Origin of the sequence: Methylobacterium indicum (assembly GCF_001043895.1) — a bacterium.
Taxonomy (GTDB): domain Bacteria; phylum Pseudomonadota; class Alphaproteobacteria; order Rhizobiales; family Beijerinckiaceae; genus Methylobacterium; species Methylobacterium indicum.
Genome location: NZ_JTHF01000081.1, coordinates 1 through 15,077, shown reverse-complemented (window position 1 = coordinate 15,077; position 15,077 = coordinate 1). Strand labels below are relative to the sequence as shown.

14 protein-coding genes are annotated in these 15,077 nt (G+C 69.9%); all 14 read right to left on the bottom strand.

The window, feature by feature from the left end:
• Position 1: 1 nt before the first annotated feature.
• Positions 2-940, bottom strand: coding sequence for an aminotransferase class IV (locus tag QR78_RS10070; protein ID WP_244276263.1), 939 nt, complete (start codon positions 938-940; stop codon positions 2-4).
• Between the two features lie 17 nt (positions 941-957).
• Positions 958-2,025, bottom strand: a complete 1,068-nt coding sequence (locus QR78_RS10065) for a branched-chain amino acid ABC transporter permease (protein WP_048427380.1) — start codon at positions 2,023-2,025, stop codon at positions 958-960.
• On the bottom strand, positions 2,025-2,939 hold the full coding sequence (locus QR78_RS10060) for a branched-chain amino acid ABC transporter permease (RefSeq protein WP_048427379.1): 915 nt from the start codon (positions 2,937-2,939) through the stop codon (positions 2,025-2,027). The genes QR78_RS10065 and QR78_RS10060 overlap by 1 nt, the downstream gene beginning before the upstream one ends.
• Positions 2,936-3,688 carry an ABC transporter ATP-binding protein gene (locus QR78_RS10055; RefSeq protein WP_048427378.1) on the bottom strand — a complete coding sequence of 251 codons (753 nt, stop codon included), beginning with the start codon at positions 3,686-3,688 and terminating at the stop codon, positions 2,936-2,938. The genes QR78_RS10060 and QR78_RS10055 overlap by 4 nt, the downstream gene beginning before the upstream one ends.
• 5 nt (positions 3,689-3,693) lie before the next feature.
• Positions 3,694-4,470, bottom strand: coding sequence for an ABC transporter ATP-binding protein (locus QR78_RS10050; protein WP_048427377.1), 777 nt, complete (start codon positions 4,468-4,470; stop codon positions 3,694-3,696).
• A 36-nt stretch (positions 4,471-4,506) separates the two neighbouring features.
• Positions 4,507-5,703: an ABC transporter substrate-binding protein gene (locus QR78_RS10045; RefSeq protein ID WP_048427376.1), complete on the bottom strand. Its 1,197-nt coding sequence runs from the start codon at positions 5,701-5,703 to the stop codon at positions 4,507-4,509.
• Between the two features lie 293 nt (positions 5,704-5,996).
• Entirely contained in the window at positions 5,997-6,197 is a 201-nt protein-coding gene (locus QR78_RS10040; RefSeq protein ID WP_048427375.1) for a hypothetical protein, read from the bottom strand.
• The gene (locus tag QR78_RS10035; RefSeq protein ID WP_158004032.1) at positions 6,194-6,916 is read right to left on the bottom strand and encodes a GntR family transcriptional regulator; all 723 of its coding nucleotides are present in this window, start codon (positions 6,914-6,916) and stop codon (positions 6,194-6,196) included. The genes QR78_RS10040 and QR78_RS10035 overlap by 4 nt, the downstream gene beginning before the upstream one ends.
• 206 nt (positions 6,917-7,122) lie before the next feature.
• A complete protein-coding gene (locus tag QR78_RS10030) occupies positions 7,123-9,075 on the bottom strand; it encodes a hydantoinase B/oxoprolinase family protein (protein ID WP_048427374.1) in 1,953 nt (650 codons plus the stop codon).
• 5 nt (positions 9,076-9,080) lie between these two features.
• The gene (locus QR78_RS10025; RefSeq protein WP_048427373.1) at positions 9,081-11,105 is read right to left on the bottom strand and encodes a hydantoinase/oxoprolinase family protein; all 2,025 of its coding nucleotides are present in this window, start codon (positions 11,103-11,105) and stop codon (positions 9,081-9,083) included.
• A 352-nt stretch (positions 11,106-11,457) separates the two neighbouring features.
• A complete protein-coding gene (locus tag QR78_RS10020) occupies positions 11,458-12,408 on the bottom strand; it encodes an AraC-like ligand-binding domain-containing protein (protein ID WP_048427372.1) in 951 nt (316 codons plus the stop codon).
• 216 nt (positions 12,409-12,624) lie between these two features.
• On the bottom strand, positions 12,625-13,608 hold the full coding sequence (locus QR78_RS10015; protein ID WP_082173740.1) for a 5-oxoprolinase subunit C family protein: 984 nt from the start codon (positions 13,606-13,608) through the stop codon (positions 12,625-12,627).
• A complete protein-coding gene (locus QR78_RS10010) occupies positions 13,601-14,464 on the bottom strand; it encodes a 5-oxoprolinase subunit B family protein (RefSeq protein WP_048427370.1) in 864 nt (287 codons plus the stop codon). Before QR78_RS10010 ends, QR78_RS10015 begins: the two co-directional genes overlap by 8 nt.
• 20 nt (positions 14,465-14,484) lie before the next feature.
• Positions 14,485-15,077 (bottom strand): ATP-binding protein (locus QR78_RS10005; protein ID WP_048427369.1); only part of this gene is annotated, 593 nt, incomplete at its 5' end.

The window sequence follows — 15,077 nt, the reverse complement described above, 5'->3', positions numbered from 1 at the left end:
GTCAGGCCTCGCCCGCGGCATAATCGACCGGGGTCGCGTGCCAGCCCCCGGCGCGCTTGCCCCAGAAGGCGTCGTGCAGGCGCCGGAAGACCGGGCCGGGTCGGTCGTTGCCCATGATCCGGCCGTCGATGCGCGAGGCCGGCATGATCCCGCCGGCGGTGGTGACGAGCAGGATCTCGTCGGCGTCGCGCAGCTCCGCCACGCCGACCTTCCGGACCGCGACCGGCATCCCGAGCTCGTCGGCGAGCTCGATCACCGATTGGCGCGTCAGCCCTTCGAGCACGCCGGCATCGGGGGTCGCGAGGCGCCCTTCGGCGACGACGAACAGGTTGAAGCCCGGCCCTTCCGTCACGTGGCCGTCCTCGTCGAGGAGGACGCAGAAATCGGCGCCGCGGTCGCGGGCCTCGAACTGGCCGCGGGTCAGGTCGGCCCAGTGGAAGTTCTTCGCCCGCGGATCGACCGAGCGGGTCGGGATGCGCAGGGTCTCGGCCACGACGAGGTGGGCGCCGCGCTCCATGACGTCGGGCCGCACGAGCGAGATCCACGGCAGGGCGAAGGCCGCGAGGTAGTTGCGGGCGAAGGCCGGGTGATAGGGCTGCCCGGCAGGCGGGCGGCCGCGCAGGCAGTCCATCGCCACGTAGGCGTCGCGAAGCCCGGCGAGCGCGACGCAGCGATGCAGCACCCGCTTGATCGCCGCGTCGTCCTCCGGGGGTTTCAGCCGGAAGGTCTCCATCGAGGCGCGAAATCGCCGGACGTGGTCGTCGAGCCGGAAGAAGGCGCCGTCGCGCACGCCGACCACGTCGTAGGTGACGTCGGAGCGGCGATAGCCCCAGTCGGTGATCGGGATCGCGGCCTCGGCGATCGGCATGAAGCGGCCGTCGATGTACGCGGCGCCGGCCGCCCAGGGGGTCGGGGTCTGCGTGGACGATGTCTCGGTCACGGGCATCCTCCGGGCTGTCACGAGGCCGCCTTCGGGCGGGGGCTCAAGGCCGTCCGGGCGGCGCGGGCGGACCGGCCCGCCGGCAGGGCGAGCTCGCGCCCGCGGCTGAGGCCGTCGGGACGGAAGATCAGGATCAGCGCCATGACGAGGCCGAGCCCGATCTCCTGGCTGCCGGCGGGCAGCGCCAGGGTGGTTCCGCCAAGCGCGATCCCGCGCTCGAGGAGGCGCAGCACCTCGACGACGGCCGTGACCGCCACGACCCCGGTGACGGCGCCGGTGAGGCTCGCCTGGCCGCCGACCACCAGCATGGCGATCGTGATGAAGGACAGGCTGAGGTAGAACGGGTCGACCGTCAGGATGCCGAGGAACTGGGCGTAGAGCCCGCCGCCCATGCCGGTGATCGCGGCGCTGAGCACGAAGGCGACGAGCCGCATCCGCACCACCTTGACGGCCGAGGCGCGCGCCGCGACCTCGTCGTCGCGGGAGGCCCGCAGCATCAGGCCGACGCGCGAGACCTGGAACCCGTAGGCCGCGAGAATCGCGAGCCCCGCGAAGGCATAGGCGGTCCAGGGGCCGACCACCGTCGGGATGCCGACGATCGAGCTGACGCCGGCGGTGACCGAATCCCAGTTGGCGTACACGCTGTTGACGATGATCAGGAAGGCGAAGGTGGCGATCGAGGCCGCCGTTCCCGACAGCCGCATGATCGCCAGCCCGAGCCCGAACGCCACGAGGGCCGGCAGCAGGGTCGCCCCGAGGATCGCGGCCCAGAACGGCAGCTGGTTCTCCTGCAGCAGCGCGGGCAGGCCCTGCAGCATGATCTGCTTGAACGACGGCTCGGCGGTGGCCCAGGCCGCCGCGTAGGCGCCGATGCACATGAAGCCGACCTGGCCGAAGGAGATGATGCCGGAATTGCCGATGAAGACGAACAGTCCGACCACGACGACGACACGGATGAACATCTCGGTCAGCGTCACCTGCACGGCGTCGCCGCCGATGAGGCTGAAGCCTGCGATCAGCCCGAGGAGCCCGATCAGCAGGAGCGGCGTCTGATGGCGGGCGAGGAGGCGCATCGCGGTTCCCATCAGACGCGCTCGATCGTGCTGCGGGCCGGCACCAAGCCGCTCGGGCGCACCAAGAGGACCAGGATCACGAAGGCGAAGGCGAAGGCGTCGCGGAAGGCGCGCAGGTCCGGCGGCAGGTAGGCCTGGAGCATCGTGACGATGAGCCCGATGGTGAAGCCGCCGACCACCGCCCCGACGAGGCTGCCCATGCCGCCGACCACCACCGCCACGAAGGCGAACAGGGCCAGCGGCACGCCCATCATGTGGCTGAGCGATCCGGATTGCGTGGTGGTGAGGAGCGAAACCACGCCGGCGAGCACGCCGCTGATCGCGAAGGCAAGGCCGATCACGAGGTTGCCGCGCACGCCGAGATACTGCGCCATGCGGAAATCTTCCGCCGCCGCCCGCATCTGGATGCCGTAAGGCGTCTTCTTGAGGAACAGCGTCAGGCCGCCCATCAGCGCGAGGGTCACCACCAGCGTGACGAGCTGGAGCATCGGCACGCGCAGCTCCCCGATCAGGATCTGGCTGTTGGCGCCGCTCCACAAATCGACGGCCTTCGGCCGCGCGCCGTAGGCCATGAGGACGCCGTTCTGGATGATGTAGCTCACCGCGAAGGAGGCGATCATCAGGGAGGGCGAGGAGGCGCGCCGCAAGGGGCGGAACACCAGGGCGTCGGTGAGGAGCGCCGCCACGATCACGATCAGGCAGATCGTCGGGATCATCACGGGCCAGGGCCAGCCGCCGATGAGGAGGCGAGCGGTCACGTCGGTGGACGGCACGATCAGCGCGTAGGCGCCCACCGTGATGAAGTCGCCGTGGGCGAAGTTGATGAGGCGCAGGATGCCGAACAGGAGCCCGATGCCGAGCGCCACCAGGGCGTAGATGCTCCCTAAGCTGACCGCATCGATGAGGTTCTGCAGGAACGGGATCACGCGCTCGCCTCCGCCGGTTGGGCCGCCCGCTCGCCGAAGCCGAAATACGCCTGCCGGATCGCCTCGCCGTCCTTCAGGTCGGCCGCCCGGCCCTCGAGCTGGATGCGCCCGCCGCGCAGGACCGAGATGCGGTCGGCGTGCTTGAGGATGCGGTTCGAGCTCTGCTCGTTGATGAGCAGGGTGAGGGAGGCCTGGCGGCGCAGGTCGAGCAGGATGTCGTAGATCTGGTCGATGATCTTCGGCGCGAGGCCGAGCGACGGCTCGTCGACGAGGAGCAGGCGCGGCCGGGTCATCACCGCGCGGGCGACTGCCAGCATCTGCTGCTCGCCGCCCGACAGCCGTCCGGCCGGGCTGTGCAGCCGCTCGCCGAGGCGCGGCAGCAGCGACAGGATGCGCTCGCGGTCGGCCCGCGCCGCGGCGCGCTCGCCGCGCAGGTGGCCGCCGATGGCGAGGTTCTCGTCCACCGTCAGGGTGCCGAAGACATGGCGGCCCTCCGGCACCAGCGAGACGCCGAGCCGGGCGATCTTTTCCGGTCGCTCGCCCCGGATGCTGGCGCCGTTGAGCCGGATGTCGCCGGCATGGAGCACGACGCCGCCGGCGATGGCGGCCATCGTCGTCGACTTGCCGGCGCCGTTCGGCCCGATGATGCAGACGACCTCGCCCTCGGCGACCGACAGCGAGACGCCGCGCAGGGCCACGAGGTCGCCGTAGCGGACCTGGATATTCTCGACGCTGAGCAGCGGCGCCATGGGGTTCAGGCCTCCATGCCGAGATAGGCGGCGAGCACCGCCTCGTGGCGCTGGATCTCCTCGGGCGTCCCCTCCGCCAGGGTGCGGCCCCCGTCGAGGACGTGGATGCGCTGGCTGATGCCCATCACCACCCGCATGTTGTGCTCGATCAGGAGGACGCCGCAGGTGAAGGTCGCGGGGATCGAGGCGACGAGCTCCATCAGCTCCTCGCACTCGGCGTCCGACATGCCGGCGGCCGGCTCGTCGAGGAGCACGAAGGCCGGCGACAGGACCAGCGCCCGGGCGATGCCGAGGCGGCGCTGATCGGTATAGGCGAGCGCGCCTGCCGACAGCGCCGCCTTGTCGGAAAGCCCGATCCAGTCGAGCATCGCCCGGGCGTGCTCGCGGGCGGCGCGCAGGGAGAGGCCGAGCCCCGCCCCCGTCACCTCGACGTTCTCGATCACGCTCATGTCGCGAAACAGCCGGCCGGCCTGGAAGGTGCGGGCGACGCCGCGGGCGCGGAACTCCGCGGCGCTCCAGTCCGCCGTGTCGGCCTCCCCGAGCAGCACCTTCCCCTCGGTCGGGCGCTGGAAGCCGGTCAGGCAGTTGACGAGCGTCGTCTTTCCGGCGCCGTTCGGGCCGATCAGCCCGAACACCTCGTGGCGGTGCAGGGTCAGGCTGACGCCCGCGATCGCCGCGAGGCCCTGGAAGCGGACCGCGAGCCCGTCCGCGGACAGCAGCGAGGCGTTGGTCAGGCCGCGGTCGACGCCCCGGGCGGCCGGTTCGACGTAAGCGTGCTGCATGGAAGGCCGTATCCTTCTCGCCCGAGGAGCCGCCGGCTACTTCTTCAGCCGGTAGAGGACGGCGTCCGGAATGGTCTCCTTGATGGTCCATTCCTCGACCGGGCTCTCCTTGCCGTCGGCGTAGGAGACGACGATCATCGGCATCTTGGTCTGGATGTGGAGCTTCGGCGTGAAGGTGCGCGGGCCGAGGATGGTCGGGGCGTTGTCGGCCTTGTTGAGCTCGGCCACGACCTTGGCGGCGTCGGTGGTACCGGCCGTGGTGACCGCCTTCGCCCAGAGGTCGAGATAGGCGTAGATCGGATAGGCGTACTGAGTCGTCGGCGGCTTGCCGTACTTCTTGGCGTAGGCCGCGGTCAGCTCGTTCACCGGGGGCCGCGGGTCGTCGACCGTGAGCGCCTGGACCGGCAGGTAGAAGTCCCTCAAGCCCGGCGTCGAGTTGAGCCAGTAGGTGCCGTCCATCGCGGTGGCGCTGAACACCGGCAGGTTGACGCCGGCGGCGCGCAGCTGGCGCACCGCGCTCGCCGCGCCCGGATTGGTCGAGCACAGCATCACGTGATCGACGCCGCCGGTGCGGATCGCGTCGTTGAGGCGGGTGATCTGCGAATTGATGGTCGGATCGAGACCCTTGAAGGTATCCTGGCCGATGACCTTGCCGCCGACCGTGGGGAAGTTCCACTCGTAGCCGGCGCAGACCGACTTGTTGTACTCGATGGTCTCGTCGACCAGCATGTAGCCCTTGCGCACGCCCTTCTTGGCGTAGCCCCAGCCGGCCATGACGGCGCCTTCGAGCTGGCCGGCATTGTTGGCGGTGAAGGAGAAGGGCCCGACGCCGATCACGCCGGCCTTCGGGTCCGAGGCGCCCATGAACACCGAGACCACTCCGGCCTTCTGGGCCTGGAGCGCGGCCGGGGCGCCGTAATCGTAATCGGCCGAGACCAGGAGCAGGTTGGCGCCCTGGTCGATCAGCTGCTTGCCGACCTTGGCGCCCTCGACCCGGTCCGTCTTTGTGTCGGCGGTGACGACCTTGATCGGCTTGCCGAGGAGCCCGCCCTTCTGGTTCGTCTGCTCGATCCAGAGCTGGGCCATCTTGGCGGCCTCGCCGTCATAGGCCTCCATCCAGCCGGAGAAGGCCACGGCGAGCCCGATGGTGATGCCGTCGGCGGCGGCCGCGGGCCGTGCCCCGAGGGCGAGGGCCGTGGCCAGCACCGCGCCGATGATCCGCTTTCCCGTCATCGTTGGTCCTCCTGGATCGTGGGTCTCGAGCCGAAAGCCGGTTCGCGCCGGCCGCCTCTGGTCCGCTCGCGTGTCGCCGGGGGGCTCATGGCAGCCGCGCCCGTTCGAGGCCCGGAGGGCCGCGCTGGATGTCTCGTTTCGGTGTCCGCCCGACGCGTCCGCCAAAAGAAGTCACGCGGGATCCCTCTCCCATATGGGAGAGGGGAGGCGCGCCCTTTTCTGGAAAATCAGGACAGAGTCTGCCGTATATTTACAGAATGATTATTTTATAATCGATAGTAGCGATAGATTCGCTAAGTCCCGGCCTCACCTGCCTTCCGCCGCCGCTCCTCCCGCTCCGCCTCCCACTCGACGCACCAGGCGGAGCAGTAGACCTTGCCGTTCGCCCGGACCGTGTCCGGCGCCTCGTTGGCCGGGTTCTCGTAGAGGAGGATGCCGCAATTCGGGCACTTGGCGTAGCTCTCGACGTAGAGCCGGTTCGGCGCGAACTTCATCCCCGTGTCCTCCGGACCTGGCTCGGCGACGCGTCCCCCGCATCGACCAGCGGTTCGCCGCGGCCGCTCCGGCCGTACATCCGGTGGACGAAGGCCCAGGTCGTCTCGAGGTGGTGCTGCATCGCCGCGACCGAGCGCTCGACGTCGCCGGAGGCCAGCGCCTCGACGATCGGCAGGTGGGCGAGCGCCGATTGCAGCGGCGGCTCGCGCTCGAGGTCGACATAGGCGATGAGCATCTGCACCTCGGTGTCGATGCCCTCGTGCGCCCGCAGGGTCTGGCGGTTGCCGGACAGTTCGCAGATGCGCCGGTGCAGGGCCATATCGGCCTGGTGCAATTCGGCGAGGCGCCCTGCCCGGGCCGCCGCGATCATGCGCTCGACGAGACGCGCGAGGTCGTCGTGGTCGGGCTGGCGCATCCGCGGCAGCGCCTGGCGGATCGCGAAGGATTCGACGCAGATCCGGAACGAGAACACGTCGTCGACGTCCTGCGGCGTGAACCGGCGCAGGAAGTGGCCGCGCCGCGGCGCCGAGACCAGGAAGCCGCGCTGGGCGAGGCCGGAGACCGCCTCCCGCACCGGGTTGCGGCTGATGCCGAGCGTGCGGGCGAGCTCGGCCTCGTTGATGCGGTCGCCCGGGCGCAGGCGCCCGGAGGTCAGCGCGTCCAGCAAGTAGTGCCGCACCTGATCGGACAAGCTCAGCGTGTCGATCAACCTCTGCACGGCATTTGTCTCCGGAAATCGGGACATGAACGGTCTTCCTCCTGCGGGCAGCGGGGCCGGAGCGGATCGAAAACCAAAGATCTGCTTTCGAAAACATAAACTGCAGACAGTGGACAGTTTAAGTAGGCATTTCCGACTGTCAACGTGAGATCTTGCAGGAATGTTGAGCGGCGCCTGCCTGCTTCATGGGCAGGCGCTTCTTTGGGTCAGGCGTCGCGCCAGGCAGTGGCCGAGCGCTTGGCGAACTGCTCGCGGAACTGCGCGGTCGAGCGCGGCAGCAACGTGCCCTTGTCCCAGTCGAGGAGCACGCCGTAGCGGCGCACCACGTCGAGGATGTCGAGGCTCCCGGCCCGGTACTCTTGCGCCACGTGCTCCGGATCGGTCGCGAGCCAGCCCCGGCGCTGCCCGCGGATCTCGGCCCGCAGGGCCTCGGTCGCGGCGGCATCGACCTCGTAATGGCACAGTTCGGCGTCGATCACCCGGATCACCACGCCGTAATCCTTGGCCGCGCGCGCCACCGTGACGTAGTCGTCGGCGACGTCCTCGACGACCTTGGCGGGATCGCGGTCCAGGGGATCGCCGAAGCCGCCGCCGCCTGCGGTCGGGCGGCTGAAGGTGTCGCCGGGACCGATCGGCACGTCGGAGAAGACCGAGCCGAGCCATTCCGGCTCCCGGCCGGCCCGGGTCAGGGAGAGCCCGTGCGGCATGGAGGGCAAGCCGCCCTCGATGCCCCAGACCACCGCCCGCTCGCGGTCACAGATGTAGGAGATGACGCTGCCCTCGGCCTCCAGCATCACCGAGGTCTTGCGCACTCCGGCGCCGCCGCGCCAGCGCCCGGGCCCGGCGGAGTCGGTCAGGATCTCGTACTCGGTGGTCAGGATCGGGTTCGCCCGCTCCTGGCCCTCGACCGGCTGCGACATCAGCCCGGTGCCGAAGCAGGCGGTGGTGACGTTGCTGCCGTCCTTGCCGTTGCGGCCGCCCCAGCCGCCGGGCAGCCAGTCGTAGAACATGTAGATCGGCTTCTCGGCCCGGCGCCCGTCGCGGCCTCCGGTCAGCAGGTATTCGAGGTTGAACGCGCAGGCGATGGCCCGCTCGGGCATGATCCGCGACCACATCTCGTAGATCGCGTTCATGATCTTCTCGAACGGCATCAGGAAGCCGGTGACGGCGACCGGCCACTTGGCGTCGACGATCGAGCCCTCCGGCGCGACGATCGAGAAGGCGCGGTAGAAGCCGCTGTTGAGCGGCAGATCGGGGAAGAAGGTCTTCATGCCGGCCGCCACCGCCGAGAAGGTGGCGCCGAAGGCCGAGTTGTAGATCGACCCGATGGTCGGGTGGCTGCCGGTGAAGTCGTACGTGACGGTGTCGCCGCGGATCGTCATCTTGATCCGGATCGGGATCATGCCCTCCGGCCCGCTCGGGTCGCGGTCGATGAAGTCCACGGTCTCCCACTCGCCGTCGGGGAGCGCGGCGAGGCGCTGGCGCACCGCGCGCTCGACGTAGTCCTGAACGGCGGCGAGGCCGGTCTCGACGGTCTCGCGGCCGTATTTCTCCACGAGGCGCAGGATCTCGCGCTCGCAGACCTGCGTCGCCTCGGCCTGGGCCTGGATGTCGCCGATGATCGAGGCCGGGTCGCGGGTGTTGGCGGCGATCAGGCAGGCGACGTCGGCGCAGAAACGGCCCTTCGAGAACAGCCGCACCGGGGTGATGCGTAAGCCCTCGCGGAACATGTCGCGGGCGGTGACGTCGAACGAGCCCGGCACGCTGCCGCCGACGTCGGACCAGTGCCCGTTGGACTGGCTGAAGGCGATGATCTTGCCGTCGGCGAAGATCGGCCGGATCAGCCGCACGTCGCAGAAATGGGTGCCGCCGGCATAGGGGTCGTTGATGGCGTAGACGTCGCCCGGATGCATGTCGCCGGCAAAGGCCCGCATCACGTCCTGGCAGGTGAAGTGCAGGGTGCCAACATGGACCGCGATGTCCTGGTTGCCCTGCGCCGCCGAATGGCCGTGCGCGTCGTGCAGCGCGCTCGAGAAGTCGCGGTTGTAGATCACGAAGGAGTAGCAGGTCCGCAGGATCTGCTCGCCCATCTGGTCGACGCTGGTGATGAAGGCGTTCTTCAACACCTCGAAGGTGACGGGGTCGAGGGTCTCGGCCATGGCAGTCACTCCTTCACCCGGATCAGGATGTTCAGGTAGCGGTCGACCTCCGCGCCGGTGCCGGGCGGGACCAGGACGGTCGAATCGACCTGCTCGACCACCGCCGGGCCGGTGAGGCGGAATCCCGCCGGCAGGGTGGTGCGGTCGTAGACGGGGGTGTCGTGGGCGGCGCCCTCGAACCACACCTCGCGACGGCCCGCGGGCGCGGGCGTTTCGCCGGTGGGCGCGTGGGTGGCCAGCGCCGCCTTCGGCACCACGCCGACCGCCTTGAGGTTGAGCCGGAAGAACCCGACCGGGGCGTCGTCGCGGCGGAAGTTGTACTCGCGCTCGTGGTGGCGGTGGAACGCCTCGGTGAGATCCGCGATCGCCCCGATCGGCCGCGGCGCCGGCACCGCGAGCGAGCGCCACTGGCCCTGGTACATCATGTCGATGCTGCGCTGGAGCACGATGTCTCCGTCCGCCACGCCCTCGTGGGCGAGGCGGGCCAGCGCCTCCGCTTCGAGCCGGCCGAACTCGGCCTCGATGACGGCCGGATCGGCCTCGGCGGCGCCGACGAGGTAGCTCTCCGAGAAGTCGTGCTGGATGTCGACGAGGAGGCAGCCGAGCGCCGAGGTGACGCCGGGATTGGGCGGCACGATTACCACGGGAATCGCCAGTTCCCGGGCGATGTCGACCCCGTGCAGGGCGCCCGCGCCACCGAAGGCCACGAGGGCGAAGTCGCGCGGGTCGTAGCCGCGGCTGATCGAGATCAGCCGCACCGCGTCCGACATGTTGGCGTTGGCGACCCGCAGGATCGCGTCGGCGGCCTCCGGCAGGGAGAGGCCGAAGGGCTCGGCGACGCCCTCGCGCACGGCCGCAGCCGCCAGATCCCGGTTTAGGGTGATCTTGCCGCCGGCCAGGCTCGTGCCGAGGCGGCCCAGCACCACGTTGGCGTCGCTGTTGGTCGGCTGGCGGTTGCCATTGCCGTAGCAGGCCGGCCCGGGGAAGGCTCCGGCCGATTGCGGGCCGTTGCGCAAGGAGCCGGCCTCGTCGGTCCAGGCCAGCGAGCCGCCGCCGGCCCCGATGGTCAGCACCTCGATCGAGGCGAAGCGGATCGGATAGCCGAACTCGATGTGCCAGTCCTTGGTCACCCGCGACTGGCCCTCGTAGGCGAGCGACACGTCGGTCGAGGTGCCACCCATGTCGAGGCCGATGGAATTGGCGTAGCCACACAGGCCGGCAATGTGGCGGCTAGCGATGGCGCCGGCCGCGATGCCGGAGCCGGCGAGCCGCGCCGCGAAGTCCTTGACGCTGCCCGGCGTCATCACCCCGCCGCCGGTGTGCAGCAGGAGCAGGTCGCGGGCGTAGCCCCCCTCGCGCAGGCGCTCGCCGAGGCGGGTGGTGTAGTCGACGACGACCGGGCTCAGTGCCGCGTTGACCACCGTGGTCGAGAAGCGCTCGTGCTCGAAGATCTCCGGCAGCACGCCCGACGAAATCGAGACCGGCACGCCCGGCAGTTCCTCCTCCAGGATTGCCTTCATGCGGCGCTCGTTGGCGCCGTTGACGTAAGCGTTCATGAAGCAGACCGCGACCGCCGCGACCTCGCGGCGCCGCAGGATCCTGGCGACCCGGCGCGCTTCCGCCTCGTCGAGGGGGGTGACCACCTGGCCTTGCGCGTCGATCCGCTCCGGCACGGTGAGGCGGTCGCGCCGGGGCACGTAGGGGCGCACCACGTCCTTGTAGGTGTCCCAGAGATCCTCCTTGTTGGCGCGCCGGATCTCGATCACGTCGCGAAAGCCCGCGGTGCAGACCATGGCGGTGCGCGGCAGGCGCCGGGTGATCAGGGCGTTGGTCGCGACCGTGGTGCCGTGGGAGAACAGCGCGACCCGGGACAGGTCGATGCCGGCCTTGTCGACGCCCGCCATGATGCCGTCGATCGGATCGCGCGACGAGGCGGTCTTCTCGATCCGGATCAGCCCGGTCGCCTCGTCCATGATGCAGATGTCGGTGAAGGTGCCGCCGACATCGACGGCCACGCGCAGGTCCTGCACGAGGTAGCCTCCTTGTTCGTGGAATTATTGTTGCGATCGTGGCAGACATGCCCGTGCATGGCAGCTGCGAACACTGTTCGGTATTACACGGTAGCGCCAGATGGTTGTGCGATACGATCTACAATTGCTCGATTCGTATAAAGATTAGGCGCTCTCCCCTCTCCCGTGTGGGAGAGGGGCCGGGGGTGAGGGTGGCTCGGGTTCAGGATGAAGCTTCGAACGTCGAGCTGCGCAGTTCGACAGTTCAGGATCATTGCGGAACCCGAGCCACCCTCACCCCTACCCCTCTCCCACACGGGAGAGGGGATCCCGCGCTTCACTGGTTTTGGAACGGATCAAGCTGATCTCTAGATCACCCCCTCGCCGACGCCCGCGCCTCCCGCGGGGTGCAGCCGAACTCGGCCCGGTACTGTCGGCTGAACTGGGCCTGGTCGCCGAAGCCCCAGCGATAGGCGATCTCGGAGAGCGAGCGGCGGCAGGCGGGGTCGCGCAGGGCCTCGTCGCACATCGCCAGGCGCTGGCGGCGGACGAAGCCGCAGACGCTGGTCCCTTGCGTCTCGAACAGCTGGTGCAAGTAGCGCACCGAGAGGCCGCAGGCCTCGGCGATCCCCTGCGGCCCGAGATCGGCGCGGGCGAGGTTGGCGCGGATGTAGCGCTCGACCCGGTGCAGGTGCGCGCCCTGGACCGAGGAGGCCTGGCTGCCCAGCGTCCGCGGGTCGGCCTCGACCGCGAGAGCCAGGAGATCGACGAGGTGGCGCCCGGCCATCGCCCGGCCCGCCTCGTCCAGCTCCTGGACCCGCGGCGCGGTCAGCCGCAGCATGTCGACGAAGAGCGCGCCGACGCCCTGCGTCGCGTCGAAGCTCAGGGTGGCGAGGCGCTCGGGCGCCCCGATCCGGGCGCGCAGGACCGGGCTCGGCACCTTGAGCACCCAGAGGGCGTTCGGCTCCGTGTAGGCGAACTCGTAGGGCAGGTGGCTGCGCTCGATCAGGAAGGCGCCGGGCCGGCAGCGCACGTCCTTGCCGTCCTGGCGGAAGCTCACCTCCGCCCGCTCCGGGACGGTGATCAGGAAGCTCTCGTCGTGGGCGTGGAGCAGGTGGCGGGCGTGGCGGCGGTAGACGAGGCCGTCCGAAACGTTACGCGAGATCGCGAGATCGCCGAGGTTCCAGACCTCGAGGGCGCCGGAGAAGGCCGGGCCGGGGCGAAACCCCAGCTCGAGCGGGAAGTAGGTCCGGCTCACCGCCTCGCTCCAGGCGGACTTGCGCTCCGCCGGCTCGGCGTGCGCGGTCGAGAACGCGGTTCGCATCACCCGATCCTCCTCCTGCTGGCACGGTCCCGATCGCTGCCCGGCACCCGATTGCCGGCTCAAGCCAGCACAGTAGACGGCGTTCCGGCGTCTCGCTCTTGTCGTTGAGTGCGCGAAGACTTGCCTCCCAGCGCAGTGATCTTCACGCCGACGGGCGCGACAACGTAAGCCCGGAGACGGGTCTCCGGGTTGCTTGACGGTGTGGCGCCGCCCCGCTCACGCGAGGGCGTCGCGGATCCGGGCGAGCCGCCCCGCATTCTCCGCCCGCGCCGCGAGCGCGCCCGCCATGTCGGTGCGGGCGAAGTGCACGGGCTGGTGCGGCTGGAGCTGCCCGATCAGGTCCATGTCCGCAGCAATCACCGTGCCAATCATGAAGTAGCCGCCGCCCGACACCGCGTCGCGGTGCAGCACGATCGGCTCAGTGCCGCCCGGCACCTGGATCGAGCCGTAGGGGTAGCAGCTGTCGACGATGTTCGACGGGTCGGAGCCGGCGCCGAAGGGCGGCTCGCGAGGAACGAAGTCGAGGGCGTGCCCGCCTCGGAAGCGGTAGCCGATCCGGTCGGCCTCCGGGGCGACCTTCCAGGTCTCGGCGAGGAACCGCTCGGCGGCCTCCTCCGTGACCCGGTGGTCGTAGAGGCCGGGCAGCATCCGCAGCACCGGCTCCGCCTTGCGGCGCAGGTCCGTGTGCAAGCTGCGCCCCTCCCCGACCGGAGGACCAGCAGGCCCGAACGCGAGTCGGTCGCCGGCCTTCAGCGCCCTCCCCTCGTGGCCGCCCAGCGCCCCCAGCGCGTAGGTCGCCCGCGAGCCGAGGACCACCGGCACGTCGATGCCGCCAGAGACCGCGATATACGCGCGGGCACCGGCCTTGAGGAAGCCGAAGGACAGGACCTGCCCGGCCCGGACGGCCAAGGCGGTCCAGCCCGGCCGTTCGACCCCGTCGACCTTGGGCGGCATCTCGGCCCCGGTCACCGCCACGGTGGCGTCGGCGTGGAAGCGGATCTCGGGGCCGAGGAAGACCGCCTCGAGCCCGGCCGCCCCCTCCTTGTTGCCCACCAGCAGGTTGGCGGCGATCAGGGATTTCCGGTCCATCGCCCCGGAGAGCGGGATGCCGAGATGGTAGTAGCCGGGCCGGCCGAGGTCCTGCACCGTGGTCGACAGGCCGGGCTTGACGATCTCGATCATGGATGCAGCCTCAGCCATGGAGCTCCTCCAGGAGCGCGGCGTTGGTGCCGGTGGGATCGGCCTGGAAGGCGGAGAGCGAGAAATCGACCTCGCGGATCAGCGGGGTGAACCGCCCGGCCTCGACCTCCTCCACCGCGGCGTCGTACGCGTCCCGCCCGACGGGCCGGAACTTCACGATGTCGCCCGGCCGGAACAGGATCATGAACTCGCGCAGGTAGCTGATGGTCTGCGTCGGATCGTAGATCGGCATCGGGGTGATGCCGAACATCTGGTAGCCGCCGGCGCCCCGCACCGAGTAGATCGCCCCGAAGCAGCCGCCATGGCCGACGGTGAGCTTCGGCGTGTCGGTGCGCGGGCGCAGATACTTCGGCGCCTGGATCTGCTTGTCACGCTCGACCATCTGGGTGAGGAACGGCAGGCCCGCGACGAACCCGACCATCGAGACGAACCACGGCGAGCCGGAATGCGCCGCGATCAGCGACGTCACGTCCGGGTAGCCGTTGATCCGGGCGGTGTATTCGAGGTCGGTCGCTTCCGGGTCCTGGTGGCGCTCGCGAAAGCGCATCAGGGTCTCGCGGGTCCAGGGATCGTCGTAGAAGACCGGCATCTCGATGATCCGGGTCTTCAGCTCGGCCCCGCCGGCGCCGGCGCCCTCCAGGCTCTTCAGCTCCTTGAGAAGGTCGCCGGGCGCGATGACGTCGGGGTCGAACTTGATCTGGAACGAGGCGTTGGCCGGGCAGATCTCGGTGACCCCGCGGATGCGGCTGTCGCGCACCGCGTTGGTGATCGAAAGGCTGCGGAAGAAGGCTTCGAGGGACATCGCCTCGTCGACCTCGACGAAGAGGTGCTCGTCGCCACCGAACGTGTAGCGCATGATCGCGAAGGCCCCTTCTATCAGGTGTCGAGCGGATGGGCGTCGAGCCAGGCTTCGAGCCAGCGGGTATGGGTGTCGCCCGCCCTCACGGCCGGGTCGGCGAGAAGCGCCCGGTGCAGCCCCGCGGTGGTCGGCAGGCCCTCGACGGCGCATTCCCGGAGCGCCCGTCCCAGGCGGGCGAGCGCCCCCTCGCGCGTCTCGTCGTGGACGACGAGCTTGGCGAGCAGCGAATCGTAGAAGGGCGGCACCGCGTAGCCGGGATAGAGCATCGTATCGACGCGCACGCCGGGCCCGCCGGGGAGACTCAGGGCCGTGACCGTGCCGGGCGCCGGCCGGAAGCCCTGGCCCGGATCCTCGGCGTTGATCCTGACCTCGATCGCGTGGCCGCGCGGCCGCACGTCGCCTTGCGAGAACCGCAAGGGCTCGCCGCCGGCGATCCGGATCATCTCGCGCACGAGGTCGATCCCGGTGATCATCTCGGTGACAGGGTGCTCCACTTGAATACGCGTGTTCATCTCGATGAAGAAGAACTCGCCGGTTCCGGCATCGTAGAGGTATTCGAGGGTTCCGGCGCCGCGGTAGCCCACCGCCTTCGCTAGTGCATTGACGCATT